At 72.1% G+C, this 23,978-nt stretch carries 29 protein-coding genes; 19 read left to right on the top strand and 10 right to left on the bottom strand.

Annotated elements, in window-relative coordinates; all coding sequences use genetic code 11:
- Window positions 1-8 precede the first annotated feature (8 nt).
- The 3 genes from ACFPLC_RS10550 to ACFPLC_RS10540 form a co-directional block, all read right to left on the bottom strand.
- Window positions 9-1,697 carry an L-lactate permease gene (locus ACFPLC_RS10550; protein WP_378194314.1) on the bottom strand — a complete coding sequence of 563 codons (1,689 nt, stop codon included), beginning with the start codon at window positions 1,695-1,697 and terminating at the stop codon, window positions 9-11.
- Window positions 1,698-1,714: 17 nt separating this feature from the next.
- On the bottom strand, window positions 1,715-2,497 hold the full coding sequence (locus ACFPLC_RS10545; RefSeq protein WP_191311931.1) for an IclR family transcriptional regulator: 783 nt from the start codon (window positions 2,495-2,497) through the stop codon (window positions 1,715-1,717).
- 798 nt (window positions 2,498-3,295) lie between these two features.
- Window positions 3,296-3,868, bottom strand: coding sequence for a TetR/AcrR family transcriptional regulator (locus ACFPLC_RS10540; RefSeq protein WP_378194311.1), 573 nt, complete (start codon window positions 3,866-3,868; stop codon window positions 3,296-3,298).
- A gap of 70 nt (window positions 3,869-3,938) precedes the next feature.
- Here ACFPLC_RS10540 and ACFPLC_RS10535 point away from each other — a divergent pair, with 70 nt between their 5' ends.
- From ACFPLC_RS10535 to ACFPLC_RS10475, 13 genes are all read left to right on the top strand, one after another.
- Window positions 3,939-4,838, top strand: a complete 900-nt coding sequence (locus ACFPLC_RS10535; RefSeq protein WP_378235792.1) for an NADP-dependent oxidoreductase — start codon at window positions 3,939-3,941, stop codon at window positions 4,836-4,838.
- Window positions 4,839-4,894: 56 nt separating this feature from the next.
- Window positions 4,895-6,124, top strand: a complete 1,230-nt coding sequence (locus ACFPLC_RS10530) for a MurT ligase domain-containing protein (RefSeq protein ID WP_378194305.1) — start codon at window positions 4,895-4,897, stop codon at window positions 6,122-6,124.
- A complete protein-coding gene (locus tag ACFPLC_RS10525; RefSeq protein ID WP_378194302.1) occupies window positions 6,117-6,839 on the top strand; it encodes a type 1 glutamine amidotransferase in 723 nt (240 codons plus the stop codon). Before ACFPLC_RS10530 ends, ACFPLC_RS10525 begins: the two co-directional genes overlap by 8 nt.
- A gap of 4 nt (window positions 6,840-6,843) precedes the next feature.
- The gene (locus tag ACFPLC_RS10520) at window positions 6,844-8,298 is read left to right on the top strand and encodes a sensor histidine kinase (protein ID WP_378235791.1); all 1,455 of its coding nucleotides are present in this window, start codon (window positions 6,844-6,846) and stop codon (window positions 8,296-8,298) included.
- Window positions 8,298-8,978, top strand: a complete 681-nt coding sequence (locus ACFPLC_RS10515) for a response regulator transcription factor (protein ID WP_191311921.1) — start codon at window positions 8,298-8,300, stop codon at window positions 8,976-8,978. The genes ACFPLC_RS10520 and ACFPLC_RS10515 overlap by 1 nt, the downstream gene beginning before the upstream one ends.
- Window positions 8,979-9,163: 185 nt before the next feature.
- The gene (locus ACFPLC_RS10510) at window positions 9,164-9,493 is read left to right on the top strand and encodes a gas vesicle protein GvpO (protein ID WP_378235790.1); all 330 of its coding nucleotides are present in this window, start codon (window positions 9,164-9,166) and stop codon (window positions 9,491-9,493) included.
- 37 nt (window positions 9,494-9,530) lie between these two features.
- Window positions 9,531-9,803: a gas vesicle protein gene (locus ACFPLC_RS10505; RefSeq protein ID WP_378235789.1), complete on the top strand. Its 273-nt coding sequence runs from the start codon at window positions 9,531-9,533 to the stop codon at window positions 9,801-9,803.
- Complete coding sequence (locus ACFPLC_RS10500; RefSeq protein ID WP_378194290.1) at window positions 9,800-10,534, top strand: GvpL/GvpF family gas vesicle protein; 735 nt, start codon at window positions 9,800-9,802, stop codon at window positions 10,532-10,534. The genes ACFPLC_RS10505 and ACFPLC_RS10500 overlap by 4 nt, the downstream gene beginning before the upstream one ends.
- Window positions 10,527-10,781, top strand: coding sequence for a gas vesicle protein GvpJ (gvpJ, locus tag ACFPLC_RS10495; protein WP_378194287.1), 255 nt, complete (start codon window positions 10,527-10,529; stop codon window positions 10,779-10,781). Before ACFPLC_RS10500 ends, gvpJ (ACFPLC_RS10495) begins: the two co-directional genes overlap by 8 nt.
- Window positions 10,778-11,011 (top strand): gas vesicle protein K, encoded by a 234-nt coding sequence (locus ACFPLC_RS10490; RefSeq protein WP_191311915.1) that lies wholly within the window; start codon window positions 10,778-10,780, stop codon window positions 11,009-11,011. Before gvpJ (ACFPLC_RS10495) ends, ACFPLC_RS10490 begins: the two co-directional genes overlap by 4 nt.
- Window positions 11,008-11,334, top strand: a complete 327-nt coding sequence (gvpJ, locus tag ACFPLC_RS10485) for a gas vesicle protein GvpJ (protein WP_378194283.1) — start codon at window positions 11,008-11,010, stop codon at window positions 11,332-11,334. The genes ACFPLC_RS10490 and gvpJ (ACFPLC_RS10485) overlap by 4 nt, the downstream gene beginning before the upstream one ends.
- A complete protein-coding gene (locus tag ACFPLC_RS10480; RefSeq protein ID WP_378194280.1) occupies window positions 11,331-11,891 on the top strand; it encodes a GvpL/GvpF family gas vesicle protein in 561 nt (186 codons plus the stop codon). Before gvpJ (ACFPLC_RS10485) ends, ACFPLC_RS10480 begins: the two co-directional genes overlap by 4 nt.
- 74 nt (window positions 11,892-11,965) lie before the next feature.
- Entirely contained in the window at window positions 11,966-12,493 is a 528-nt protein-coding gene (locus tag ACFPLC_RS10475) for an NHL repeat-containing protein (RefSeq protein WP_191311909.1), read from the top strand.
- On the opposite strand, the gene ACFPLC_RS10470 is transcribed toward ACFPLC_RS10475, so the two are convergent.
- Genes ACFPLC_RS10470 through ACFPLC_RS10460 form a run of 3 tightly spaced genes read right to left on the bottom strand, consistent with a single transcriptional unit; the run spans window position 12,490 to window position 14,047 of the window.
- Entirely contained in the window at window positions 12,490-12,891 is a 402-nt protein-coding gene (locus ACFPLC_RS10470; RefSeq protein ID WP_378194276.1) for a CoA-binding protein, read from the bottom strand. The genes ACFPLC_RS10475 and ACFPLC_RS10470 overlap by 4 nt on opposite strands.
- Window positions 12,892-12,914: 23 nt before the next feature.
- Window positions 12,915-13,487 carry a hypothetical protein gene (locus ACFPLC_RS10465; RefSeq protein ID WP_378194273.1) on the bottom strand — a complete coding sequence of 191 codons (573 nt, stop codon included), beginning with the start codon at window positions 13,485-13,487 and terminating at the stop codon, window positions 12,915-12,917.
- 56 nt (window positions 13,488-13,543) lie between these two features.
- Window positions 13,544-14,047 carry a VOC family protein gene (locus ACFPLC_RS10460; protein ID WP_378194270.1) on the bottom strand — a complete coding sequence of 168 codons (504 nt, stop codon included), beginning with the start codon at window positions 14,045-14,047 and terminating at the stop codon, window positions 13,544-13,546.
- A 138-nt stretch (window positions 14,048-14,185) separates the two neighbouring features.
- On the opposite strand from ACFPLC_RS10460, the gene ACFPLC_RS10455 reads away from it, so the two are divergent.
- The gene (locus ACFPLC_RS10455) at window positions 14,186-14,977 is read left to right on the top strand and encodes a 2-keto-4-pentenoate hydratase (RefSeq protein ID WP_378194268.1); all 792 of its coding nucleotides are present in this window, start codon (window positions 14,186-14,188) and stop codon (window positions 14,975-14,977) included.
- Window positions 14,974-15,729 carry a 2-keto-4-pentenoate hydratase gene (locus ACFPLC_RS10450; protein ID WP_378194265.1) on the top strand — a complete coding sequence of 252 codons (756 nt, stop codon included), beginning with the start codon at window positions 14,974-14,976 and terminating at the stop codon, window positions 15,727-15,729. The genes ACFPLC_RS10455 and ACFPLC_RS10450 overlap by 4 nt, the downstream gene beginning before the upstream one ends.
- 499 nt (window positions 15,730-16,228) lie before the next feature.
- Here the strand turns inward: ACFPLC_RS10450 and ACFPLC_RS10445 are convergent, their stop codons facing one another.
- The gene (locus tag ACFPLC_RS10445) at window positions 16,229-18,136 is read right to left on the bottom strand and encodes an ABC transporter ATP-binding protein (RefSeq protein ID WP_378194262.1); all 1,908 of its coding nucleotides are present in this window, start codon (window positions 18,134-18,136) and stop codon (window positions 16,229-16,231) included.
- Between the two features lie 41 nt (window positions 18,137-18,177).
- The gene (locus ACFPLC_RS10440; protein WP_378194259.1) at window positions 18,178-18,645 is read right to left on the bottom strand and encodes a DUF1579 family protein; all 468 of its coding nucleotides are present in this window, start codon (window positions 18,643-18,645) and stop codon (window positions 18,178-18,180) included.
- Window positions 18,646-18,694: 49 nt separating this feature from the next.
- Between ACFPLC_RS10440 and ACFPLC_RS10435 the strand changes: the two genes are divergently transcribed.
- A complete protein-coding gene (locus tag ACFPLC_RS10435; protein ID WP_378194256.1) occupies window positions 18,695-19,141 on the top strand; it encodes a MarR family winged helix-turn-helix transcriptional regulator in 447 nt (148 codons plus the stop codon).
- A gap of 7 nt (window positions 19,142-19,148) precedes the next feature.
- Here the strand turns inward: ACFPLC_RS10435 and ACFPLC_RS10430 are convergent, their stop codons facing one another.
- The gene (locus ACFPLC_RS10430; RefSeq protein WP_378194253.1) at window positions 19,149-19,604 is read right to left on the bottom strand and encodes a winged helix-turn-helix transcriptional regulator; all 456 of its coding nucleotides are present in this window, start codon (window positions 19,602-19,604) and stop codon (window positions 19,149-19,151) included.
- A 90-nt stretch (window positions 19,605-19,694) separates the two neighbouring features.
- Here ACFPLC_RS10430 and ACFPLC_RS10425 point away from each other — a divergent pair, with 90 nt between their 5' ends.
- On the top strand, window positions 19,695-20,282 hold the full coding sequence (locus ACFPLC_RS10425) for a dihydrofolate reductase family protein (RefSeq protein ID WP_378194250.1): 588 nt from the start codon (window positions 19,695-19,697) through the stop codon (window positions 20,280-20,282).
- 26 nt (window positions 20,283-20,308) lie between these two features.
- Complete coding sequence (locus ACFPLC_RS10420) at window positions 20,309-20,692, top strand: PPOX class F420-dependent oxidoreductase (protein ID WP_378194247.1); 384 nt, start codon at window positions 20,309-20,311, stop codon at window positions 20,690-20,692.
- A gap of 1 nt (window position 20,693) precedes the next feature.
- Here ACFPLC_RS10420 and ACFPLC_RS10415 read toward each other — a convergent pair whose 3' ends face one another.
- Window positions 20,694-21,275 carry a TetR/AcrR family transcriptional regulator gene (locus ACFPLC_RS10415; protein ID WP_378194244.1) on the bottom strand — a complete coding sequence of 194 codons (582 nt, stop codon included), beginning with the start codon at window positions 21,273-21,275 and terminating at the stop codon, window positions 20,694-20,696.
- 95 nt (window positions 21,276-21,370) lie between these two features.
- Between ACFPLC_RS10415 and ACFPLC_RS10410 the strand changes: the two genes are divergently transcribed.
- Window positions 21,371-23,860, top strand: a complete 2,490-nt coding sequence (locus ACFPLC_RS10410; protein WP_378194241.1) for a glycoside hydrolase family 3 protein — start codon at window positions 21,371-21,373, stop codon at window positions 23,858-23,860.
- Window positions 23,861-23,978: the final 118 nt, after the last annotated feature.

The following is a 23,978-nucleotide window of genomic DNA, read 5'->3' as shown; positions in this document are numbered from 1 at the left end:
CGCCCAGCCTAGGGCGACGGGATCAGCGCCGTCAGGATCGTCGCCTGGAGGAGCGAAATCACGCCGACCACCGCGGTGAGCAGCAGCGACCACAGGAACGTCTGCCGCAGCAGTGAGCCCTCCTTGCCGCTCTGGCCGATCGCCGTCGCGCCGATCGACAGGTTCTGCGGCGAGATCATCTTGCCCATCACGCCGCCCGAGGTGTTCGTCGCGCCGGCCAGGATCGGGTTGAGGTTCAGTTGCTGCGCCGAGATCACCTGCATCGGGCCGAACAGGCTGTTCGTCGACGCGTCCGAGCCGGTCAGGAACACGCCGAGCCAGCCGATGTAGGCCGAGAACAGGGGGAAGACCGCGCCGGTCGTCGCCAGGGCCAGGCCCAGCGTCTGCGTCGCGCCGGAGTAGTTCATCACGAACGCGATCGCCAAGATCATGAAGATCGTTGCCAGCGCCCAGCGCATCTGGTGCAGTGTCTTGGCGTACGTCGTCAGCAGCAGGCTCGGCCGCCCGCCCATCGCGAGCCCGGCGATCACCGCCGCGATCAGCGCGATCGTGCCCGGCGAGAACAGGAAGTCGACGGTCAGCGTGGCTGCGTAGGGCGCGTTCTTCGCGGTGATCGGCGGGTGCTGGACGACGTGGTTGTGCAGCCCCGGCCAGGCGAAGACCCAGTCGGCCTTGTGCAGCAGCTTCGTCAGGTCGAGCCAGGTGGGAAGGTTCTTGAAGATCGTGCCGATCCGCGACAGGAAGATCGCCAGGATCAGGATGACGTAGGGCATCCACGCGTACAGCGCGCCGCGCTCGGCCTGCGCGGCGCCGAGGCTCTTGGCCGGGACGGCTTCCTCGCCGTCGAAACGCCACACCGCCGCGGGCTGCCAGAACCGGGTCAGGATCCACAGCGCGGCCATCGCGGTGAGCGCCGCGAGGACGTCGACCAAGCTGGCGCTGATGTAGTTGGACGCGGCGAACTGCATGGCCGCGAAGGCGAGCCCGGCGGTCAGCACCGCCGGCCACACCTCGAGCATGCGCTTCCAGCCGGCCAGGACGACGACGAGGAACGCCGGGATGATCAGGGCCAGCACGGGAACCTGACGGCCGACCGCCGCCGAGAACAGTTCGGTCGCCTGGTCCTGCTTGAGGTGCATGATCGGCGCGGTCAGCCTGCCGAGCACAATCAGCGGGTTGCCGAGGCCGCCGAACGCGACCGGCGCGGTGTTCGCCAGCAGCGCCAGCACGACGGCCTTCACCGGAGGGAACCCGAGCGCGGCCATCATCGCCGCGGTGATCGCGATCGGCGACCCGCCGCCCGCGACGCCTTCGAGCAGCGCGCCGAAGCCGAACGCGATGAGCAGCGCCTGCAGCCGCCGGTCCTCGCTGAACCCGGCGAGAACGCGTTTGATGGCGTCGAACCGGCCGGTGGCGACGGTGACGTTGTGGAAGTACACGGCGTGGAAGGCAATCCACGCGACCGACCACACGCCGAACACGACGCCCATCGCCGCGGAGTCGAACGCCAGCGCGGCCGGCATCCGGTACAGCAGCAGGGCGACGCCGAGCGCGGTGACCAGCGCGAGCGCCGCGGAAAGGTGCGCGGAGAAGCGGATCACCCCGAGCGAAACCAGCAGCACGATGATCGGGAGCGCGGCGAGCAGCGCGGAAACCCACAGCCCGCCCGCCGGCTGGTAGTCCTGGACCCAGGTCACGTCGGCTCCTCCCGAGCTCAGGCCGGCCGGCTCCGGACGTACCCGAGCCGCAGGGACAGGGCGGCGGCGGTCCCGGCGACGGAGGCACCGAGCTCGTCGAGGCGGCGCAGCACGCGCGGGGCGGGCCCGGCGATGCTGATGGCGGCGATCGGCCGTCCGGAGTGGTCCCGCACGGCGGCGGCGACGCAGCCGACGTCCGGCTCGTTCTCGACCTCGTCGACCGCCCAGCCGCGGCGGCTGGTCTTCGCGAGTTCGTCGAGCAGCCGGTGCGGGTCGATGATGGTCTTGAGGGTGAGGGAGTCCAGCTTCATCCGGCGCACGCGTTCGAGCCGGTCCGCCTCGGGCAGCGCGGCGAGCCAGGCCTTCCCGAGCGACGTCGCGTGCTGCGGCCGCCGGGTGCCGAGCCGGCAGGCCAGGGTGACGGCACTGGCACTGCGTTCGGTGGCGACGTAGACCATGGTGTCGTTGTCGGGGACGGCGAGGTAGGTGGTCTCCCCGGACCGTTCGGCGAGCGAGGCGAGGTACCGGGGAGCGCACCGGTGCAGATCGGTCGCGGCCATCGCCCGCGCCCCGAGCTCGACGAGCCGGGTCCCCAGCCGCACCCGCCCGGTGACCTGGTCGGCCTCGAGGTACTCGAGGTTCTTCAGGGTGCCGACGATGCGGTAGGCGGCGCTGCGGGAAAGCCCCAGTTGCCGCGCGATCGCATTGGTGGAAATCTCCTGGTGCCGGCCCACGTGCTCCAGCACCGCGAGCCCGCGTTCGAGAGTTCCGCTTTGTTCAAGCCCGCGCTCCGGTCCCACGCTGCCCTCCGTTGGACGATTTCCCGCTCAGCGGCACGCCTTTCCGCTGGCTGGGGTTGGACGGTAACACCTCCGATGAATCTCCGGTAGATCTTGGAATAACTCGCAACAATGCGAGTAGTTGACGATGCTAATTGGTTCAACATCCGATGGTTAAGTTTCCTACCTATGGCGGTTGCGCGGCCTCGATGAGGGCCGTTCGACAGGTTCGACGGGTGGGTCGTTCATATCCGCGAATGCATCGGGTGGGGGTTCCGCGGGCGGAAAGCGCGAGCTGTCAACAGGCGGAAAGCAATGTGGACAGATCGGCTGTGGGCGGTGTTCTTTCGCCGTTGTTGTCGGCCCGCGCCGATACGCTGGAACCGGGGGGCGCCCCCGCGGGGTGGCCTGCGGGCGCGCGCCCCGGGATGGCCCCGGGCGGCCGGGCGCGGCCGAGCGGGACGGGCCCGTCGCCGGTGCAGTGAATGACTCATTCCTGGCGTCGGAGGTCAGGAATGAGTCATTCATGACGCTTGAACGCGCCGCGGCACCCGGCCGGGGCTGGGCAACGAAGGCCGGGCGAGCAGCCTGGCTTCAGTGAGCGCGCAGGCGGGCGGGCGGCCGGGCTTCAGGGGGAGCGCAGGCAGGCGAGTCGGCTGGCTTTAGCGAGCGCGCAGGCGGGGGGAGCGGCCGGGCCTTAAGGGAAGCGCCGGCGGGAGCGGCCTGGCTTCGGTGGGAGCGCAGGCAGGCGAGCGGCCTGGCTTCAGTGGGAGCGCAAGGCAGGGCGTGGCCCGGCTTCACCGAGAGCACCGGGGCTGCCTACCGCTCAACCGCCGCCCGAACCTCCTCCAGTGTCCGCCGCGCAGTCCCCCCGAACTCGCCCCCCACCTCGATCCACCGCTCATACCCGATCTTCATCGCCAGCGCCCCCAGCTCCGCGGCAACGCACGCACTCAACTCCGGCACACCGCGCGCCCGAAGCGCACCCGTCACCGCTTCGATCAGCGCCACCCCCTTCAGCGCTTCCCGCTCCCGCAATTCCGGATGCGCAGCGATCACCGCCCGCCGACGAGCGCTGAACTCCCGTCTCTCCGCCGTGAACACTGCGCGGCCGACCGCATCCATCGCGCAAGCCACCGCCTCCAGCGGCGACGCCGTCTCGGGCGCGTCGGCGATCGCGTCGGCGATCGCGTCGGCGAGCAGGCCGGCCAGTGTGCTCCCCCCGAAGAGCACCTCCCGCTTGTCCTGGAAGTGCCGGAAGAACGTGCTCTTCGTGAGCCCGGCCCGTGCGGCGATGTCGATCACCGTCGTGTTCTCGTACCCCCGCTCCTCGAACAGTTCGAGGGCGGCTCGGCTCAGTCTCTCCGGCGCGTTCGGTTCCCAGCGGGCCATGCCGACACGGTACTTGGTCCCGTCAAACCGTGTATGGTGATGGGACCAAGTCTCATCACAGGAGGTCCCCATGAGCCGAGCCGTCGTCTACGAGAAGTTCGGTGGCCCCGAAGTGCTCGAGTTGCGCGAAGTCCCCGAACCGCACGCCGGCCCCGGGGAAGTGCGGGTGCGCGTCACCGCCGCCGGACTGAACCCGATGGACTGGCGCCTCGCCGGAAGCGCCGAGGCCGCCGCGCGGTTCGGCGTCACGCTCCCAGCCGGCTTCGGGTACGACTTCGCCGGCGTGGTCGACGAAGCCGGGCCGGGCGCGAAGCATGCCGTCGGCGACCGTGTTCACGGCGGCGCGCTGGGTCGCGCTGTCGCCGACTTCGTCGTCGCCCGAGCCGATGACCAGCTCTTTCCCACTCCGGACGGCGTCTCCGACGAGGTGGCGAGCACGCTCCCCGTCGCCGGCTCGTCCGCGGCCGCCGCGCTGGCTGCGGTCGGCCTGCGGGCCGGGGACACCGTCCTGATCGGCGGGGCCGCCGGTGGCGTGGGCATCTTCGCCGTCCAGCTCGCGAAACTGGCCGGCGCCACCGTGATCGGCACCGCCGCCGAGGCCACCTTCCCGTTCCTGCGCAAGCTCGGCGCCGAACCGGTCGCCTACGGACCCGGCCTGGCCGACCGGGTCCGGAACGTCACGGCGGCGGTCGACCTCTTCGGCACCGAGACCGCCGAGGCGGCGCTGGCCCTCGGTGTCCCGCCCGAGCGGATCGCCACGATCGCCGCCGGCCCCCACCCGCCGGGCGGGGTGCGCGCCACCGGTGGCGCCGACGCCGAGCCGGGGGCACTGGCCCGCATCGCCGAGGCCGTCGCCGCCGGACGGCTCACCGTGCCCATCGCCGCGGTCTTCCCGGTCGAACGGATCCGCGACGCCGTCGAGCTGCAGGCCACGGGCCACGTCCACGGCAAGGTCGTCGTCACTCTGTAGAGACCCACGCCACGGACTCAGGAAACTCACAGCGCCCGGCGGGCACCATCCGGGCGATGTCCGTCCGAAGTCCCCTCCGCGCCCGCGCGTCCGTGGCCGCCGGGCGGCTGACCGCCTGGCTGTCGCGCAGCTCCGGGCTCGGCCGCGGCGGCATGATCGGCGGCCGGGTCACGCTGGCCCTCGACCCGGCCGCCCTGCGCCGCCTCGGCCGTGAACGCACCGTCGTGCTCGTCACCGGCACCAACGGCAAGACCACGACGTCGCTGATGCTCACCCGCGCCCTGGAAACACTGGCCGAGGTGGCCGCCAACAGCGACGGCGCGAACATGCCCGACGGCGTCCTCGCCGCGCTGACCGCCCGCCCGGACGCGCCCTACGCGGTGCTCGAGGTCGACGAGACCTACGTGCCGTGGGTGGCCGACCAGGTCCGGCCCGCCGTCCTGGTCCTGCTCAACCTCAGCCGCGACCAGCTGGACCGGGTCGGCGAGGTCCGCGCCACCGAACGCGACCTGCGGGCCGCCATCGCGGCGCTGCCCGGCACGGTGGTCGTCGCGAACTGCGACGACGTGCTGGTGACGTCCGCGGCGAGCCCGGCCGCGAAGCTCGTGTGGGTGAGCACGGGCCGCCGCTGGACCGGCGACTCGACGGCGTGCCCGCGCTGCGAAGGCCGCGTCGAAACCCACGAACGGCACTGGAGCTGCGAGTGCGGCCTCGCCCGGCCGGAACCGTCCTGGACGCTCGACGGCGAACTCGTCCGGACGCCCGGCGGCCGCGAGGTCGACCTCGACCTGCGGCTGCCCGGCGAGGTCAACCGCGCGAACGCCGCGCTCGCGCTCGCCGCGGCGCACCGGCTCGGCGTGCCGCCGCACACCGCGGCGGCGCGGCTGCGGACCATCACCGACATCGGCGGCCGCTACCGGACGATCCGCCGGTCGCGGCACTCCGTGCGGCTGATGCTGGCGAAGAACCCGGCCGGCTGGGTGGAAACGCTGCGCGTGCTGGACGAGGACACCCCGGTCGTGGTCGCGGTCAACGCCCAGGAGGCCGACGGCCGGGACCTGTCCTGGCTGTGGGACGTCCACTTCGAACGGTTGCGCGGACGCCAGGTGGTCGTCACCGGCGAGCGCGGCGCCGACCTGTCCGTCCGGCTCTGCTACGCCGAAGTCGCGCACTGGGCCGAGCCGGACCCGGTCGCCGCGATCGACGCGCTGCCGCCGGGCGCCGTCGAGCTGGTCGCCAACTACACCGCGTTCCGCGACCTGGTGGGCAGGTTGCCCGGTGGCTGACTCGACCATCCATATCGGACTGTTGCTGCCGGAGGTGCTGGGTACGTACGGCGACACCGGCAACGCCCAGGTGCTCGGGAAGCGGTTGCAGTGGCGCGGGTTCGACGCCGAGGTGGTCCCCGTCGGGCTCGGCGATCCGGTACCGTCCACTTTGGATCTCTACCTGCTCGGCGGCGGCGAGGACGGTGCCCAGGTGCTGGCCGCCGCGCACCTGCGCAAGTACCCGGGCCTGCGGCGGGCGGTCGCGGCCGGCGCGGTCGTGTTCGGCGTGTGCGCCGGCCTGCAGGTGCTCGGCACCCGGTTCCGCGGCCTCGACGGCGTCGACCACGACGGCCTCGGCCTGCTCGACGTCACCACCGAACCCGGCGAACAGCGCGCGGTCGCCGAGCTGGTCGCGACGCCGTCCCGGCTGCTGGCCGGGGAGGCGCTGACCGGGTTCGAAAACCACCTCGGTGTCAGCAAGCTCGGCACCGGCAGTGAGCCGCTCGGGCGGGTCGTGCGCGGTACCGGCAACGGCGACGGCACCGAGGGCGCGGTGACCGACCGGGTCGTCGGCACCTACCTGCACGGCCCGGCGCTCGCCCGCAACCCCGCGCTGGCCGACCTGCTGCTGGCCTGGACGGTCGGGCACCCGCTCGGCCCGCTGGACCTGGCCGAAGTCGAGCGCCTGCGCGAGGAGCGGCTCGCCGTCCCGCGCCGCCGCCGGGGCGCGTGACCCGGTGGCGGCGAGCGTCCCGTCGCTGGTCGGCCCGCGCGCGAGCCTCGTTCGTGGCTACGCTGCGTTGGTGAAACTGGGCAAGGTGATCGCCGCGACCGGCGTCCGGATGCGCACCACCGCGGTGGCCGTCTTCGCGCTCGCGCTGGCCATCGCCGTCGCGGGGGTGGTCGTGGTGGTGCTCCTGGAGGAGTCGCTCGACCGCAGCGTCACCGAGAGTGCCCGCAGCACCGGGCGGCAGGTCGCCATCCAGCTCGTCCGCGAGGGCGCGCGCGACCTGAGCGCGAGCGACGTCGCCAGCACCGGCGACACCGAGGCCGTCACGCAGGTGCTCGACGCGCGCCGGACGCCGATCGCGAGCGACCCGGCGATCGTCGGGCACCCGCCGCTGACCGCGGCCCGCCCGGTCGTCGGGCACGAGATCGTCGAAACGCTGCCGCTCGGGCTCAACGGCGACAACGACGACTACCGCGTCGTGTCGCAGGAGGTGGCCGGGCCCGGGGGGCCGTTCACCGTGATTTCCGCGCGCTCGCTGGAACCGGTGACGGAGGCGTCGACGCGGCTGACGCTTTTGTTGGGTCTGATCGCCGTGCCGCTGCTGGCGATCGCCGGGCTCGCGGTGTACCGCGCGGTCGGCTCGGCGCTGCGGCCGGTCGAGCGGATGCGCCGGACCGTCGCGGAGATCTCGACGCGCGACCTGGCCGCGCGCGTGCCGCTGCCGCCGGGTGGTGACGAGGTGCACCGCCTGGCCGTGACGCTCAACGAAATGCTGTCCCGGCTCGCGTCGGCCCAGGCCGCGCAACGCCGGTTCGTCGCCGACGCCAGCCACGAACTGAGATCACCGCTCTCGACGATAAGCACTGCTCTCGACGTCTCCGGGCGGCACCCGGAGAGCACCGGCGACCTGGTGCCGGTGATCGCCCGGGAAACCGCGCGGCTGCGGGAACTCGTCGACGACCTGCTCATGCTGGCCCGCACCGACGACGCGACCGACCGGCCGCAGCGCACCGAGGTCGACCTCGACGACATCGTCCGCGCCGAGGCCGAGCGGCTGCGCGGCGAGAGCACGGTGGACGTCGAGGTCCGGGCCGGGCCGGCGAAGGTGCACGGCAGCGAGGCCCAGCTGCGGCGGGCCGTGCGCAACCTGGTCGACAACGCGCGCGGGCACGCGCGCTCGCGCATCCGGGTCAGCAGCGCGGCGCGCGGCGACCTGGCCGTCGTCGAGGTGAGCGACGACGGCCCCGGCGTCGAGGCCGCAGACCGGGAGCGGATCTTCGAGCGGTTCGTCCGGCTCGACGCGTCGCGCCAGCGCGGGCACGGCGGAACCGGGCTGGGCCTGCCCATCGTGGCCGGCATCGCGGCGCGCCACGGCGGCCGGGCGCGCTACGCCGAGTCGAGCGAGCCGGGCGCGCGGTTCGTGATCGAACTGCCGGTGATCGAACTGCCGAAGGAGGAGTAGTGCGCCTGCTGATCGTGGAGGACGAGCGCGAGTTCGCGGAGACGCTGCGGCGGGGGCTGGTGGCCGAGGGCTTCACCGCCGACGTCGCGCACACCGGCCGCGAAGGCCTGTGGCGGGCGACCGAGCACTCCTACGACGTCGTGGTGCTCGACATCATGCTGCCCGAGCTGTCCGGTTACGAGGTGCTCAAACGCCTGCGGGCGGCCGAGAACTGGACGCCGGTGCTGATGCTGACGGCCAAGGACGGCGAGTACGACGAAGCCGACGCGTTCGACCTCGGCGCCGACGACTACCTGTCCAAGCCGTTCTCCTTCGTCGTGCTCATCGCCCGGCTGCGCGCGTTGCTGCGCCGCGGCGCCCCCGCCCGCCCGGCCGTGCTGGAGGCGGGTGACCTGCGGCTCGACCCCTCCGCCCGTACCGTCCACAGAGGACAAAAGCGGATCGAGCTCACCGCGCGGGAGTTCGGGCTGCTGGAGTTCCTGCTGCGCCGGGCGGGCACGGCGCTGTCGAAGAACGAGATCCTGAGCCACGTCTGGGACGCGCACTACGACGGCGACGAAAACGTCGTCGAGGTCTACATCGGCTACCTCCGGCGCAAGATCGACGCGCCGTTCGGCACCCACACGATCGAGACGGTCCGCGGGGTCGGCTACCGGCTGGTAGACGTTACTCGATCGTAATCAATCGCGCGTTTTCTGGAAATTGGTGCCGGTGGGCGTCCGCTCGTTGCGCCGTTTGCCTCCGCCGGTTGCCGCGGATCGCCCAATCGTTGCCGCGAACCGGTGAAAAATACCGTTCCGCGACGACGATGCACGCGATCCTCGGTGTTGCTACGGTGGGCACCCTGCCTGCGACGAGGAAAGCGATGCCGGAATCGCCACTGCCGCTCCATGCTCAAAACAAAAATGCCCCCGAAGGCGCCGGGAAATCCGTTTCCCGGCTCCGTGCCGCCGACGCCATTCGGGCCGCGAAGGACCAGTTCGGCATGGTGACCGGGCTCACTCCGCATGCCGTAACCGGAATCCTGACCCGCGGCGACGGCGGCTGGTCCGTGCTCGTCGACGTCGTCGAGCTCGCCCGGATTCCGGACTCCACCAGCGTGATGGCCACCTACCGGGTGGACATCGACGCCGACGGCGAACTCGCCGCGTGTGAACGGCTGCGCCGGTTCACACGCGGCGCCACTGATTCCTGAAAGGAAGGTCGACAGATTGGCCGCTTCGTCCGATTCGTTGGCGGACATTCTGGAACGCGTGCTCGACAAGGGCGTCGTCATCGCCGGTGACATCGGCGTCAGTGTGGTCGACGTCGAATTGCTGACCCTGCGGATCCGGCTGTTCATCGCGTCCGCGCAGACCGCCCGTGAAATGGGCATGGACTGGTGGACGAACGATCCGTTCTTCGCCCCGAATGCCGCGCGAGCGGAACTGGGCACGTCCGATCTGGCGGCGCGCGTCGCCGAACTGGAGGCCCGGCTGCCGGGCGGGAGGGAAGAACCCCGGTGAGCACCGGAAACTGGCTGTGCGCGTACGCGATCACCCGCAACCGCCCGTCCACCTTGGACATCGGCCCGGTGCCGCGGCTGATCGGCTACCGCGACCTCGGCGTGGTCGTGTCCGAGGTGGCGCCGGCGCGCTTCGACCGCATCGACACGCTCGACCCGGTCGACGGCACGCTCGCCGAGCTGGCCCGCGAGCACGACGCCGTGGTGCGCGCGGTGTTCCGCAGCGAGCCGGTGCTGCCGCTGCGGTTCGGGACGGTCCTCGACGGCGAGGACGCGGCCCGCCGCCTCCTCGAAGCGGGTTACGACCAGGCGCGCGACTGCCTCGACGAGGTGGCGGGCCACCGCGAGTGGGGTGTGCGGGTGCGGCACACCGAGCCGGCGGCGACCACCCGGCCGGACGCGACGGGCCTGACCGGAACGCAGTACCTGGTCCGGCGGCGCGAACGGCTGAAGGCGATCCAGCGCGCCCGCGAGGACGTGGCCGGCGCGGCGGGACGGCTCCAGGAGGCGTTGCGGCGCCAGGCGGCGGACAGCGTGGAGCGCGCGCGGCCGCACGGGGTGCTGATGAACACGGCGTACCTGGTGGAAACCGGCCGCGAGGCGGAGTTCCACGCGGAGCTGGCGTGGTTCGCCCGCGAGCTGAGCGCGGCGGGGGCGACGGTGGAGACATCGGGGCCGTGGCCGCCGTACTCGTTCACCGACCTCGAGCTCGGAGCGACGGCGCATGGCTGACGCGGGCACGCAAGCGATCGGCGACCTGCTCGTGGGCGCCGGTGCGCCGGACCGCGCGGACCTGCTCGCCGAGGTCTTCACCCCGTCCGGCACCCACGCCGCCGAGGCCGTCGTCGATCTGCTCGACCGGGTCGTGCACCGCGGGGCCGTCGTGACCGGCGACGTCATCATCTCCCTCGCCGGCATCGACCTCGTGCGGCTCGACCTGCGGCTGCTGCTGCTCGGGCTCGACGGGACGCACCGATGACCCAGCGGATCGCCGCCGACGCCGGCCGCGGGCTCGGGCACCTGGTCGTCACCGTGCTCGACGTCCTCAAGGAAGTGCTGGAGCGCCAGGCGCTGCGGCGGCTCGACGCCGGCACCCTCACCCCGGACCAGGTCGAAGCGCTCGGCCAGGCCCTCATCGCGCTGGAGCTCCGGTTCGCCGAGATCCGCGCGGCCCTCGACGGAATCCCCGCGACCGAAGGAGCGAAGTGACCAGACCGGGACAGGCCGGCGGCACCCTCACCGACACCCTCAACGTCCTGCTGGACAAGGGACTCGTCATCGACGCCACGGTGAAGGTGTCGCTGATCGGGATCGAGCTGCTGTCGATCGAGGCGAGGGTCGTGATCGCCAGCGTCGACACCTACATCCGCTACCTCGAAGCGATGCAGCGGGTGAACGCGCAGGCGCAGCAGCCCAACCCCGGGCAGGTATCCATCGGGCTCGACCAGACCGTCGGGCTGATCCCGCCCCCGCCGCCGACCCCGGCCGTCGCCGTCCCGGTGGAGCCCGCCGTCCCCGTCGAACAGCCGTGACGCTGCAGCTCTACGGCGTCGTCCGGGCCGGGCACCCGCGGGCACCGCGCACGGTCTGCTGGCAGGACCTCGCGATGGTCGTCGGCGATCCCGAGCCCGACCCGGCCGCCCACCTGGCGGTGGTGTCCGCGCTGGTCGAGGGCGGTCCCGTGCTGCCGGTCCGGTTCGGCACCGTGGCCGAGGACGAGGACACCGTCCGCGGCGAGGTGCTCGCCCCGGCCGCGGACACCTACCGGGCCGACCTGGACCGGCTCGACGGCCTGGCCGAAGTGCACGTCTGCCTGCGGTTCACCGAACCCGGGTCGGCGTGGCGGGCGGCCCGCTCGGACGTCCTGCTCTCGCGGGTCGCCGAACGGGCCCGCGACTCCGTGGCGCTGCCAGCGGGCGAGAGCGCCGACGAGCGGTGGGCGTTCCTGGTCGGGCTGGGCGACCTGCTCGTCGTCCGGGACACCGTCGCCGGGCTCGCCCGCGACGACGGCGTGCAGGCCGACTGGCTCGGGCCGCTGCCCGCGTACAGCTTCCTCGACCGGCGGACGTGCTCCCGCTGGAGCTGGTGAGCGGGGGCGGAACAGTCGCTGAACACTCGTCCCGGCCCTGGCCGCCGTGGCTCGCGGCCGGTGATCCTGGTGCGGTGACCAGCAGTGAAGTCGCCGCGCTCCCGCGTGCGTTCGGTGGGCCCGGCACCGGCCCGGGGCAGTTCCGGGGGCCGTCCGGGATCGCCGTCGACCTGCGCGGCCGTGTGTGGGTGGCCGACACCGGCAACGACCGGGTCCAGGCCTTCACCCACGACGGCGCGCTCGTGCGCGTCCTGTCCGGACGGCTCAAGGCGCCGGAAGGGGTGGCGGTCGACACGGCGGGGCACGTCTACGTCGCCGACACCGGAAACCGCCGCGTGGTGCAGTTCTCGTGGTGGGGCGGGTTCGTGCGCGAGTTCGGCGGCCTGGTCAGGCCGCGCGCGGTCGCGCTCGACCACGCCGGGCGGCTGCTGGTCGACGACACCGGGCGCGTGGCCCGGTTCTGCACCCGCACGGGCGCCGCGCTGTCCGACACGGCCGAGCCGATCGGCTCACCGAGGGACATGGCCGACGACGGCGCCGGCGGCGTCTGGGTGGCCGAGCCGGGCAACCACCGGATCGTCCACTTCGGAGCGACCGGCTAGCGTTTAGAGATCGAGGCGGTCGCGCGGACGACGGCGGTGCAGCGGTTCTCGACGTAGGCGAGGCCGCCCTCTTCGGCGATGCGGCGTGCTTCGGCGGAGAGGATGCCCTGCTGCAGCCACAGTGCCTTGGCGCCGATCTCGACGGCCTCGCGGGCGATGCCCGGCGCTTCGGGCGACGGCCGGAAGACGTCGACGAGGTCCACCGGCTCCGGGATGTCCTTCAGCGACCGGTACACCTTTTCGCCGAGCAGCTCGGTCGCGCTCGGGTGCACCGGGATGATGCGGAAGCCGTGGGCCTGCAGAACGGCCGGGACACCGTGCGCGGCCTTGGCCGGATCGCGGCTCAGCCCGACGACGGCGATCGTGTTCGCGCCGGCGAGGATCTCCTCTGGGGTCATACCGGTGGAACGCGCGGCGGGCGTCAAAGCTTCCAGAGCCGCAGGCCGCGCACCCGGTAGACCGGCCAGAGCACGTGCCACGGCTTCCGCCGGGCGAAGGTCGCGGCGCAGGTCAGGATGTTGCGGGCGGACGTCGTCGTGACCTCGTGGCGGTCGGGCCAGATCGCGCCCTTGGCGCCGACGGCGATCCGGAACACGGTCAGCAGGCCGCGGCCCTGCAGGTCGTACTTCGCGCCGGTGTCCCCGGAGCCGGGCGCGAGTTCGGCGATCTCGGCGCCGAACCCGCGGGCCGCCTGCGGCGCCACCTCGGCGGGCACCGCGCCGACACTGCGCATGATCGCCTTGCCGTGCAGGCGCCGCGCGTACCGGAACAGCAGCGCGCGCTCCCACCACGGCAACAGCCGGTGGTGCTTGAGCAGGGCGGCGCACTCGCCGTGCCCGATCGCGAAGATGCTCGTGAGCTCGTCGTACGCGCCGTTCGTCGCCGGCTCGTTCAGGTGCAGCCGCACCTCGAACCGGGTGCGCGCGGTGAGTTCGTCGAGCAGCTCGCGGTGATCGAGCCGCGCCTTCGCACGGGAGAGCGACCAGTCGGACATCGGACCTCCAGACGTCGCGCACAGGCTAATTGGCGCGCGACGCCCGGACCACGCTTTCAGCCGATCTTCTCGCCGTACATCTCGCCGAGCGGGTCGGAGATCAGCTCGACGCGGGCACCGTCCGGGTCGGACAGGTAGATGGACGTCTTGCTCTCCAGCAGGTACTGGACGCCGGCTTCGTCGAGCTTGTCCTTGATGGCGTTCCACCGCTCGGGCGTGACGGACAGCGCCAGGTGGTGCAGTCCACCGAGGACTTCCGCGTACGGGCCCAGGTCGAGGCCCGGCAGGTCGAAGAAGGCGACCGCGTTGCCGTTGCCGACGTCGAAGAAGAAGTGGCTGGAGCCGGGGTAGTCGCGGTTTTCGATGAGTTCGGTGAGCGGGAAGCCGAGGATGTCCTGGTAGAACTCGATGGTCCGCTCGACGTCGCTGGAGATCAGCGCGGTGTGGTGGATGCCGCGGCCGTTCGTCGGCGGGCGTTCGGCGGCCGGGCGCAGGTGGCGCTCGCGCAGCGCGTCGCGGGCTTCGGCGAGCTTGGTGACCTCGGCGGGGGTCGGTGCCATGTCCCTCACGTCCCTTCCTGGTGTGTCCCCGACGCTACGCCCCATTTGTCTCGCGCGCAAGAGGTTGTCTGGCGAGAGTTCCGCTGGGTGGAACATCGTGGCTTGTGCACGGTCGGGGGGCACGGCAGAGTCCTTCCGGTGGACGTCAGCGAGGTGCAGGAGGCCGCTTCGGCGCTGGCGCGGGCTTATGCCGCGCGCGAGCCGATCGAGCCGCTGATCAAGACGTATCCGGACGCCGGTGTCGAGGACGCGTACCGGATCCAGCAGGAGCAGGTGCGGCACTGGGTCGAGGGCGGCGACGCCGTCCGCGGGCACAAGGTCGGCCTCGCGTCGGCGGCGATGCAGCGGCAGATGGGCGTCGACCAGCCCGACTACGGGCACCTCACCGGCAGCATGTTCCACCTGGAGCACCAGCCGATCCCGACGTCGGCGTTCCTGCAGCCGCGGATCGAGCCGGAGATCGCGTTCGTGCTCGGCTCGGCCCTGCGCGGCCCCGGCGTGACGGTCGCCGACGCGGTCCGGGCGGTCGAGTTCGTGCTGCCGTCGCTGGAGATCGTCGACTCCCGCATCCGGGACTGGAAGATCTCGCTGTTCGACACGATCGCGGACAACGCGTCGTCGGGCGGGGTGGTGCTGGGGAGCAGGCCGACCGCGCTGGGCTCGGTGGATCTCCGGCTGGCGGGCTGCGTGCTGTACCGGAACGGTTCGGTGGCGGCGACGGGCGCAGGCGGCGCGGTGCTCGGCTCGCCGTTGAATTCGCTGGTCTGGCTGGCGAACACGGTGGGGCCGCTTGGCGTCACCCTGGAGCCCGGGCACGTCGTGCTGCCGGGGTCGATGACCCGGGCGATCCCGGTGTCGCCGGGGGACACGATCGTCACCACGATCGCCGGCGTCGGCAGTGTCACCGCGGTCTTTTCGGAGGAATCGTGAACGTGCGCGAGGCGGCCGCTGCGCTGCTGGGGACGGTCTCGGAGCGCGCGCCGCTCTCGGAGGAGTGGCCGGACCTGGACGTCGACACGGCGTACGCGATCCAGGACGAGGCGCTGCGGCAGCGGCGGGCGCGTGGGGAGACGCTGGTCGGGGTGAAGCTGGGGCTGACGTCCCGGGCCAAGCAGCAGCGGATGGGCATCGACACGCCGTTGCTGGCCTGGCTGACGGACGCGATGGTGCTGCCGGCGGGGGTGCCGGTGCCGTCGCTGATCCACCCGCGGGCGGAGCCGGAACTGGTGTTCGTGCTGGGCCGCCGCTTGGCGGGCCCGGGCGTCACGGCGGCGACGGCCCTGGCCGCCGTCGACCGCGTGTACGGCGGCATCGAGGTGATCGACAGCCGGTACGCGGACTACCGGTTCACCCTCCCGGACGCGGTGGCGGACAACGGCTCGTCGGCGTGCTTCAGCGTGGGCCCGGTGGGGGTGCCGCCTTCGACGTTGGACCTCTCCTTGGAGGCGGCGTTGCTGGAGGTCGACGGCCAGATCGTCGACACGGCCACGGGCGCGGCGGTCCAGGGCCACCCGGCGGAGGCTCTCGCCTTGGCGGCCAACGCCCTGGCCGCGCGGGGCTTGGCGTTGGAGGCGGGCTGGCTGGTCCTGACGGGCGGAATGACGGACGCGGTCCCCCTCCGCCCCGGCTCCCGCGTAGCCGCCCACTTCTCCCACCTAGGCTCCGTCACTCTCACCACCTAACCCACGCGTTGCCCCCTCAATCACGCGAGATGCCCCTCCAGTCACGCGAGATGCCTCCCCGATCACGCGAGATGCCCCTCCCGTCACGCAAGATGCCCCTCCAGTCACGCGAGATCCCTCCCCGATCACGCGAGTTCCGCCTCCAGTCACGCGAGTTCCGCCCCTGATCACGCGAGTTCGGCCTCCGGTCACGCGGGTTCCGCCGCCAATCGCTGCGGTGGGGCATACCGGGCCGCGAACTCGCGTACCCGGAGGGTCGGCCTACGTACCTGGAGGGTCGGTTCGCGTGCCTGGAGGGTCGGTGGCCAGCCGACCGACCGGACACCCAGCCGACCCTCTGGGTACGCAACTCGACCGGCTGGGTACGGCGGCCGACCGTGCGGGTACGCGAACCGACCGACTGAGTACGCGAACTGACCCTTTAGGTGGGCAACCTTCCCCGCCCCCGCGGCCCCGCCCGCGGCCCCGCCCGCGGCCCTGCCCCCGGGGCGGGGTGGGATCAGGTGGGGCGGTAGGCGCGGGCCTGGATCTCGTACAGCTCGTGGTAGACGCCGCCCGCTCGGATGAGGTCGTCGTGGGTTCCCTGCTCGATCAGCCTTCCCTTCTCCAGCACCAGGATCCTGTCCGCGGAGCGGATGTTGGCCAGCCGGTGGGTGACCAGGACCGTGGTGCGGCGGCCGCGGCCCGAGCGGCTTGCGTGCTGGAGCCCGGCGAACACGCGGGCTTCGGCGCGGGCGTCGAGCGCCGCCGTCGGTTCGTCGGCGACCAGGACCGAGGCGTCGCGGTAGATGCCGCGGGCGATGCCCATGCGCTGCCACTGGCCGCCCGACAGGTCGTGGCCTTCGTCGAACTTCTTCGACAGGACCGTGTCTTCGCCGGCGGGCAGGGAGGCGATCACCTCGTCCGCGCCCGAGTAGTCGACCGCTTCGCGCCACGCCTGCTTTTCCGGGTCCGGACGGCCGAGGCGGCCTACCGTTATGTTGTTCGCCGCCGTCATCGGCCACTCTGCCGGTTCCTGGGCGATCACCGCGATGTTCGCGTGCACCGATGCCGGGTCGGCGCGCGCGAGGTCGACGTCGTCCCAGTGGACCGTGCCCTCGTCCGGCGGGTAGAGCCCCGTCAGCAGCTTGCCGAGGGTGGTCTTGCCCGAGCCGTTCTCGCCGACCAGCGCGACCACCTCGCCGCGCCGGATCGTCACCGAGATGTCCCGCAGGGCCGGGCTGTCGCGGCCCGGGTAGGTGAACGTGACGCCGTCCAGCCGGATCTCGGCCGGGTCGGCGGGCGCGGCCACCGAAGCCGGCGGCGGTTGCCGCTTCCGGGACTCCGCGAGCAGCTGGTTGTAGAACCCGATGTAGAACGAGTCCTCGTACAGCGAGTTGACCGCGCGCATGGTGTTGGACAGCGCCGTGGACGCCGTGCGCATCGCCAGCACCGCCGTGCCGGCCAAAGCCAGCTCCATCGCGCCGGTGTAGAGCAGCCAGCCGAGCACGAGGTACGCGACGGCCGTGCCGAGACCGGCCGCCGCCCGCCCGGTGGTGCGCACCAGGTTGCTCCGGTGCGCCAGCCGGACTTCCTCGCGCGAGAGACTGCGCGAGATGCGCCGGTACTCGCCGAGCAGCGGCTCCTGCAGCGTCAGCGCGTGCCGTTCGAGGGCCATCGAGCGCCACGTGGCGACCTCTTCGACGACCGACTTGCGGATGTTGCGCCCGACGGTGTCGATGAAGTGCCGGTAGTTCAGCTTCGCGACGCGCGCGGCGGCCCAGCCGTCGGCCGCCGCGGCGAGCAGCAGCACCGGGGCCAGCCACGGGTTGAGCAGCCCGGCCGTGATCATCGCCGCCGCCAGCGAGATCGCCGACGACGTCAGGTCGGCCAACCGCCGCAGGCTCGTCTCGATGGCCCGCACCCCGAACCGCGCGCCCTGCCGGGCGAGCTCCCGGAAGTCCGCGTCCTCGAACGCGATCAGCCCGACGCGCACGACCGCGGCCGTCACCGCGTCGTCCGCCGCCGCGGTGACCCGCGGCCGCAGCGCACCCTCGACGGCGGCGACAGCCGCATCCAGCACCGCGCGCGCCGCGTACGACCCGGTGACCACCGCGATCGCCGGCAACGACTGCAGCACCCGCTCCGGCGTCGGGCCCTGTTGGAGCAGTGCGGTGAAGACGTTCGCCGTGGCGAGCAGCCCGAACGCCGTGACGCAGCCCGAAACGACGTGCACGACGGCGGCCAGCACGGTCAGCCGCGGCGACGTCCGCCACGCCAGCCGCAGCACGACCGAGATCGCGGTGGGCAGCGCGCGCACGGCCTGGCCGAAGCCCGCCGCGGCCACGCGCTCGTCGACGCGGGCCCACTCGGGCATCTTGACGTTCTCCACCCCGATCAGCGGGGGCGGGTCGGCGATTCCGGTCACGCCCTCATCTGTACTCCGGGGGTCCGACAGTTTCTGGCCCGCTACTGGCCCTTCCGGGTGTACCGCGCCCGCAAAAACGGGCTATACGCCGGGCTTTCACCCATCCGGACGTCGATCTCGTGCGTCAGCGTCCCGCCTTCCGGGGTGAACCGATGCCGGGCCACGCCGCGCGCGGTCTGCTTCTCCAGGGTCAGCGTCGCGCCGGTCCACCCGCCGCGGGCGGGGGACTCGGGCGGGAAACCGTAGCTGTCGAAGCCGTACCAGAGCGTCTCGCCGGTGGCCGGATCGGCGGTGAAGACGTTGTGGCCGAGGAACTCCGACCCGTCCTCGCGGCGCTGCCGATAGTGCTGGACGACCGCGAAACCGTTGAGCGCCAGACGATATTCGCAGTCGGCGGACGCGGTCGCGGCCGGCGCCCACGGCGAGGCGGCGAGTTCTTCGGTGCCGGTCCACTCGCCGACGAACGCCTTCAGCGCTTCGTGCGCGGGGCCGAGGCGGGGCATGTCCATGGTCGTCTCCATTTCGACAGGTACCTGTCGATATGCGAGACTAGCACGCATGCGGTCGCCTCGAGCCGAAACGTTCACCCGCGTGATCGACGCCGTCTTCGCCTGCAACGGCGAATTCCTCGCCGCGGGCGACGCGCTGACCGAGCCGGTCGGGCTCACCGCGGCGCAGTGGCAGGTTCTCGGCTTCCTCGAGGACGGCCCGGCCACCGCCGCCGAGGTGGCGCGCCGCCGCGGGTTGCGCCGGCAGAGCGTGCAGGAGACGGTGAACCGCTTGCTGCGCAACGGAATGCTGGACCGCTTGCCGAACCCCGCCGATGCGCGGGCGCCGGTGTTGTCGTTGACGCGCCGGGCGCGCGCGGCGCTGCGGCAGCTGGGGGAGGCGCAGGTCGCGTGGGCCGAAGACGTGGCGGCGCAGGTGCCGCAGGAGGATCTGGAGACGACACTGCGCACCCTGCAGCGGCTGCGCGGGGTGGTGGCGCAGCCGCGCCTCCGGTGAACGGCGGTCAGCGGGCCGCGCCGGGACCGGCCAGCACTTCGACGTCGTTGGCGTGCATCGGCTCGCCGCAGTGGGCGCAGCGCAGGTCGACGCTGCTGATTTCGCCGCACGCGTGGTGGCGGTAGAGCACCGGCGGGCCGGCTTCGCCCGCCAGCCACTTGTCGCCCCAGCGGGTCATCGCCATCAGCATGTCGACCAGCTCGGTGCCCTTCTCGGTCAGGACGTACTCGTAACGTGGCCGCCGGTCGTACGGGCGTCGCTCGAGTACGCCGGAGCCGACCAGGTGGTTCAGCCGCTCGGTGAGCACCTTGCGCGAGATGCCGAGGTCCGCCTGGAGCTGCTCGAACCGGCTGAGGCCGACCCACACGTCCCGCAGGATCAGCGGTGACCAGGGTTCGCCGATGACGTCGAGCGTGCGCGCGATCGAGCACGGGGCCAGTTCGCTGAAGTTCGTGCGCTGCATGGAGCCAGGTTAGCACTCGGGGTTCCCTCAAGGAACTCAAGCTGCTACGGTTCTGGAGTCTCCTGAGGGAACCCAGAAGGGAATGCCACGATGAGCAAGGTCTTCAGCGCCCACGCCGTCTCGGTCGACGGCTACATCACCGGCCGTGGCGCTCGCCCGGGTCAGGGACTCGGCGACGGCGGGACGCTCTTCGACTGGTACTCCGACGGGGACACCCGCAGCCGGGTCTTCGACTTCTTCCGGCTCAGCGAACCGAGCGCCCGCGTCTTCGATTCGCTCGCCGGCCGGGTGGGCGCGATAGTGGCGGGCCGCACCACCTACGAGGACTCGGAACACTTCGGCGGCGGCAGCCCGCACCCGGACGCCCCGATGTTCCTGGTCAGCCACCGGCCCGCGCCGGAGCTGACCGACCGGCAGACGTTGTGCGGCACCGTCGAAGACGCGATCGCGGCGGCCCGCGAGGCGGCCGGCGGCAAGGACGTCGGCCTCATGGGCGGTGGCGTCCTCGCTTCGGCGTTGCAGGCCGGCCTGGTGGATGAAATCGTGCTCCACCAGGTCCCGGTGCTGCTCGGCGGTGGCCGGTCGTTCTTCCGGGAACTGCCCTCGCACGTGCGGCTGAACCTGGTCGAGGCCGTGGCCACGCCCGGTGTCACCCACCTCCACTACTCCGTCGCCTGAACCCCTACCCCCGCAAGGAGCCGACCATGCTCGACGCCGACGTCCGCCGCATCCTCGCCACCGCCGTCCTCGGCCACCTCGCCACCGTTCTGCCGGACGGCGCGCCCCACGCCGTCCCGGTCTGGGTCGACCCGGAGGGTGACCGCATCGCCATCCTGACCGGCCCGGACTCGCGCAAGGCCCGCAACCTGCGCCGCGACCCGCGTGTGGCGCTTTCCCTGACGCCGCTGGACAACCCGTTCGAGCCGGTGATCATCCGCGGCCGGGTGGCCGAGTGGATCGAGGGCGACGCCGCCTGGGAGATCGTGGACCGAATCGCGACGAAGTACATCGGCGGCCCGTACTCGCGGGAGCAAGAGCGGGTGGTGGGGCTCATCGAGGTGGAACGGCAGAGCGTGGGGATGGGCTGATTCAGTCCGGCTTCACCCCCAGCAGGGTCAGGAACGTGCGGAACCCGGCCGACATGTCGACCTCGTCGGGGTCCAGGAGCCACTGCAGCTGGAGGCCGTCCAGGATCGCGATGGCCAAGGGTGCCAGCTGTTCCGGCGTCGTTCCCGGGGGCAGCTCGTCGCGGTGGCGCTCGAGCATCCGGGTCATGCCGGCCCGGACCCGGGCGTAGCGGTCCTGGAAGTACTTCCGGGCCGGGTGGTCCTCCGTGACGCTGTCCGCCGAAAGCACCGTGTACGTCTGGACGATGCCCGGGCGGGTGGCGTTGTAGTCGACCAGGTCCGCCAGCTGGTTCACCGTCATCGCGGACGGATCGGCCGCCGTGGCGTGCCCGAAGTGCAGCAGGTCCCACTCGTCGCGGGTCTCCAGCACCGCCGCCAGCAGGTCTTCCTTGGTGGGGAAGTAGTGCATCAGCCCCTGCTGCGTCAGGCCCACGCGTTCGGCCACCGCGGCCAGCGACGTGCCGCGGTAGCCGCGCTCGGCGATCACCTCGAACGCCGCTCGGACGATGCTGGCTCGGCGGTCGGCGCCCCTGGCCCGGGTCATGATCCCGAGCCTACGGCAGTGAGCGTCACGAAAACATAACGTTCACTACTCACTGCCAGGTAGGGTGACGGCAGGACCGATCGCGGAGGATGCGCATGAGCTTCGACGTCGACGCGCTGCTGGCCGAACTCGACCTGGACGCCAAAGCGAGCCTGCTCGCCGGCCAGGACGTCTGGTCCCTTCCCGCGCTGCCGCGGATCGGGCTCGCGTCGCTGGTGCTCTCCGACGGCCCGGTCGGCGTCCGCGGGACGCGCTGGAGCCCGGACGACCCCTCGGTGACCCTGCCCAGCCCGACGGCGCTCGCCGCGAGCTGGGACCCGCGCCTGGCGGTCGAGACCGGCCGCCTGCTCGCGCAGGAGGCCCGGCGCAAGGGCGTGCACGTGCTGCTCGCCCCGACGGTCAACCTCCACCGCTCGCCGCTGGGCGGCCGGCACTTCGAGTGCTACTCCGAAGACCCCCTCCTCACCGGGATGATCGGCGCCGGCTACGTCACCGGCGTGCAGGACGGCGGGGTCGCCGTCACGGTCAAGCACTTCGTCGCCAACGACTTCGAGACCGAACGCTTCACCGTCGACGTGCGGGTCGGCGAGCGCGCCCTGCGCGAGCTCTACCTCGCGCCCTTCGAGCTCATCGTCCGGCGCGCGAAGCCGTGGGGGATCATGGCCGCCTACAACAGCGTCAACGGCGTCACGATGACCCAGCACGCCGAACTGGTCAACGGCGTGCTGCGCGGCGAATGGGGCTTCGACGGCTTCGTCGTTTCCGACTGGCTGGCCGCGCGCGACACCGTCGCCTCCGCCAACGGCGGCCTCGACGTGGCCATGCCCGGCCCGCGCACGGTGTTCGGCGCCCGGCTCGCCGAAGCCGTCCGCGGTGGCGAAGTCGACGAAGGCGTCGTCGACGCCATGGCGCGCCGCGTGCTCCTGCTCGCCCACCGGACCGGCGCGCTCGGCGGCGGCCCCGTGCCGGAAGCCTCCGATGTGGATGGAGAAGCGATCGCGCGCGAGGTCGCGCACCGGTCTTTCGTGTTGCTCCGCAACGAAACCGGCGTGCTGCCCCTGCGGGAGCCGCAGAGCATCGCGCTCATCGGCGCGCTCGCCGCGGACCCGAAGATCCTCGGTGGTGGCAGTGCCACCGTGTTTCCCGACCACGTCGTCTCCCCTCTCGACGGCCTCGAAGCGGCCGTTCCGCCGGGCACCGAGCTCGTTTACGCACCCGGTGCCGATCCGCGCACGACGTTACCGACCGCCACCGACATTTTTTGGGGGCCTCGGGTGGCGAAGGCCCCGACCTGGGGCGAAGCCCCAAATGTCACAGCCAATTTCCGGCTCCGCGCGACCGCCCGCGCCGCCGACGGCACCGAGCTCGCGCAGTTTCCCTTGCGCACGGCCAGGATCGACTGGATCGGCGAACTGCCGGCCGGGCTCGACATCGGCACGCTCGCCTCGGTCGAGATCGCCGGCACGTTCCTCCCGGAGCAGAGCGGCACGCACACCTTCGGCATCACCGGTCCCGGCGACCTCCGCCTCACCGTCGCCGGCCACACCGTCTTCGACGGCGTGAACCTGCCGGAAGGCGGCGACATCTTCACCTCCATCATGCAGGTCCACGAGCAGCGGCGGGAGGTCGAGCTGACCGCGGGCGAGCCGGTCGACGTCAGCCTGACCTACTGGATCCCCTCGGAGATGGCGGAGTTCGCCAGGGGCACCTTCGCCTGGGTCACCTTCGCGCTCGGCCACCGCGGGCCGGTCCTCGACCCGGACGCGAGCCTCGAAGAAGCCGTGGCCCTCGCGGCGAAGTCGGAGGTCGCCGTGGTCGTGGTCGGCACGACCGCCGAGGTCGAGAGCGAAGGCTTCGACCGGACTTCCCTCGCCCTGCCCGGCCGCCAGGACGAGCTCGTCGCGCGGGTCGCCGAAGCGAACCGGAACACCGTCGTGGTGGTCAACGCCGGCTCCCCGGTGGAGATGCCGTGGCGTGACGACGTCGCCGCGGTGCTGCTCACCTGGTTCCCCGGCCAGGCCGGCGGCGACGCGCTCGCTGACGTCCTCTTCGGCCGTGAAGAGCCCGGCGGCCGCCTGCCCACGACCTGGCCGGCGAAGCTCGAAGACGCGCCGGTCACCGACGTGACGCCGGAAGACGGCGCGCTCGAGTACCGCGAAGGCGTGTACATCGGTTACGGCGCTTGGGCGCGCACCGACCGGCAACCCGCGTACTGGTTCGGCCACGGCCAGGGCTACACGACCTGGGAGTACGAAGAAATCGACGCCTACCCGGACGAGGAAGGCGGCGCGCGCGTCCGAGTCCGCGTACGCAACACCGGAAAGCGCAAGGGCCGCGAGGTCGTCCAGCTCTACCTCGTTCCGACCGAACGCGGCGACCGGCCGCACCGCTGGCTGGCCGGGTTCGCGAGCGTGGAAGCCGGGCCCGGCGAGCCGGTGGAGGCCGACATCGCCATCGCCTCGAGGTCGGCCGAGGTCTGGAACGAGGGCTGGCGGCACATCGCGGGCGAGTACGTCCTGGAGGCATCGCACTCCTACGCCGAACCGCGGCTGAGCACGCGCGTGGTGCTGCAGAAAATCCGTTGATCACCGCGGGCGCATCCCCTAATGTCCCGGGAAGGCACCTTGACCGGCGAAAGGAGGTGGGACCGATGATCACGCAACCGATCACGCGCTCCCACCTCGCAGCGAGGGTGCCGGCTGT

The sequence above is a fragment of the Amycolatopsis plumensis genome (genome assembly GCF_042652605.1).
GTDB classification, from domain to species: domain Bacteria; phylum Actinomycetota; class Actinomycetes; order Mycobacteriales; family Pseudonocardiaceae; genus Amycolatopsis; species Amycolatopsis plumensis.
The sequence above is the reverse complement of the archived record's forward strand: the minus strand, read 5'-3'. Positions and strand labels throughout refer to the sequence as shown.

Excerpts from the sequence above, each read along its gene's own strand:
- ACFPLC_RS10540 (WP_378194311.1), bottom strand. The coding sequence starts at position 3,868 with ATGGCCCGCTGGGAACCGAACGCGCCGGAGAGACTGAGCCGAGCCGCC.
- ACFPLC_RS10535 (WP_378235792.1), top strand. The coding sequence starts at position 3,939 with ATGAGCCGAGCCGTCGTCTACGAGAAGTTCGGTGGCCCCGAAGTGCTC.
- ACFPLC_RS10530 (WP_378194305.1), top strand. The coding sequence starts at position 4,895 with ATGTCCGTCCGAAGTCCCCTCCGCGCCCGCGCGTCCGTGGCCGCCGGG.
- ACFPLC_RS10510 (WP_378235790.1), top strand. The coding sequence starts at position 9,164 with ATGCCGGAATCGCCACTGCCGCTCCATGCTCAAAACAAAAATGCCCCC.
- gvpJ (WP_378194287.1), top strand. The coding sequence starts at position 10,527 with ATGGCTGACGCGGGCACGCAAGCGATCGGCGACCTGCTCGTGGGCGCC.
- ACFPLC_RS10490 (WP_191311915.1), top strand. The coding sequence starts at position 10,778 with ATGACCCAGCGGATCGCCGCCGACGCCGGCCGCGGGCTCGGGCACCTG.
- ACFPLC_RS10470 (WP_378194276.1), bottom strand. The coding sequence starts at position 12,891 with ATGACCCCAGAGGAGATCCTCGCCGGCGCGAACACGATCGCCGTCGTC.
- ACFPLC_RS10465 (WP_378194273.1), bottom strand. The coding sequence starts at position 13,487 with ATGTCCGACTGGTCGCTCTCCCGTGCGAAGGCGCGGCTCGATCACCGC.
- ACFPLC_RS10460 (WP_378194270.1), bottom strand. The coding sequence starts at position 14,047 with ATGGCACCGACCCCCGCCGAGGTCACCAAGCTCGCCGAAGCCCGCGAC.
- ACFPLC_RS10440 (WP_378194259.1), bottom strand. The coding sequence starts at position 18,645 with ATGGACATGCCCCGCCTCGGCCCCGCGCACGAAGCGCTGAAGGCGTTC.
- ACFPLC_RS10435 (WP_378194256.1), top strand. The coding sequence starts at position 18,695 with ATGCGGTCGCCTCGAGCCGAAACGTTCACCCGCGTGATCGACGCCGTC.
- ACFPLC_RS10430 (WP_378194253.1), bottom strand. The coding sequence starts at position 19,604 with ATGCAGCGCACGAACTTCAGCGAACTGGCCCCGTGCTCGATCGCGCGC.
- ACFPLC_RS10425 (WP_378194250.1), top strand. The coding sequence starts at position 19,695 with ATGAGCAAGGTCTTCAGCGCCCACGCCGTCTCGGTCGACGGCTACATC.
- ACFPLC_RS10420 (WP_378194247.1), top strand. The coding sequence starts at position 20,309 with ATGCTCGACGCCGACGTCCGCCGCATCCTCGCCACCGCCGTCCTCGGC.
- ACFPLC_RS10415 (WP_378194244.1), bottom strand. The coding sequence starts at position 21,275 with ATGACCCGGGCCAGGGGCGCCGACCGCCGAGCCAGCATCGTCCGAGCG.
- ACFPLC_RS10410 (WP_378194241.1), top strand. The coding sequence starts at position 21,371 with ATGAGCTTCGACGTCGACGCGCTGCTGGCCGAACTCGACCTGGACGCC.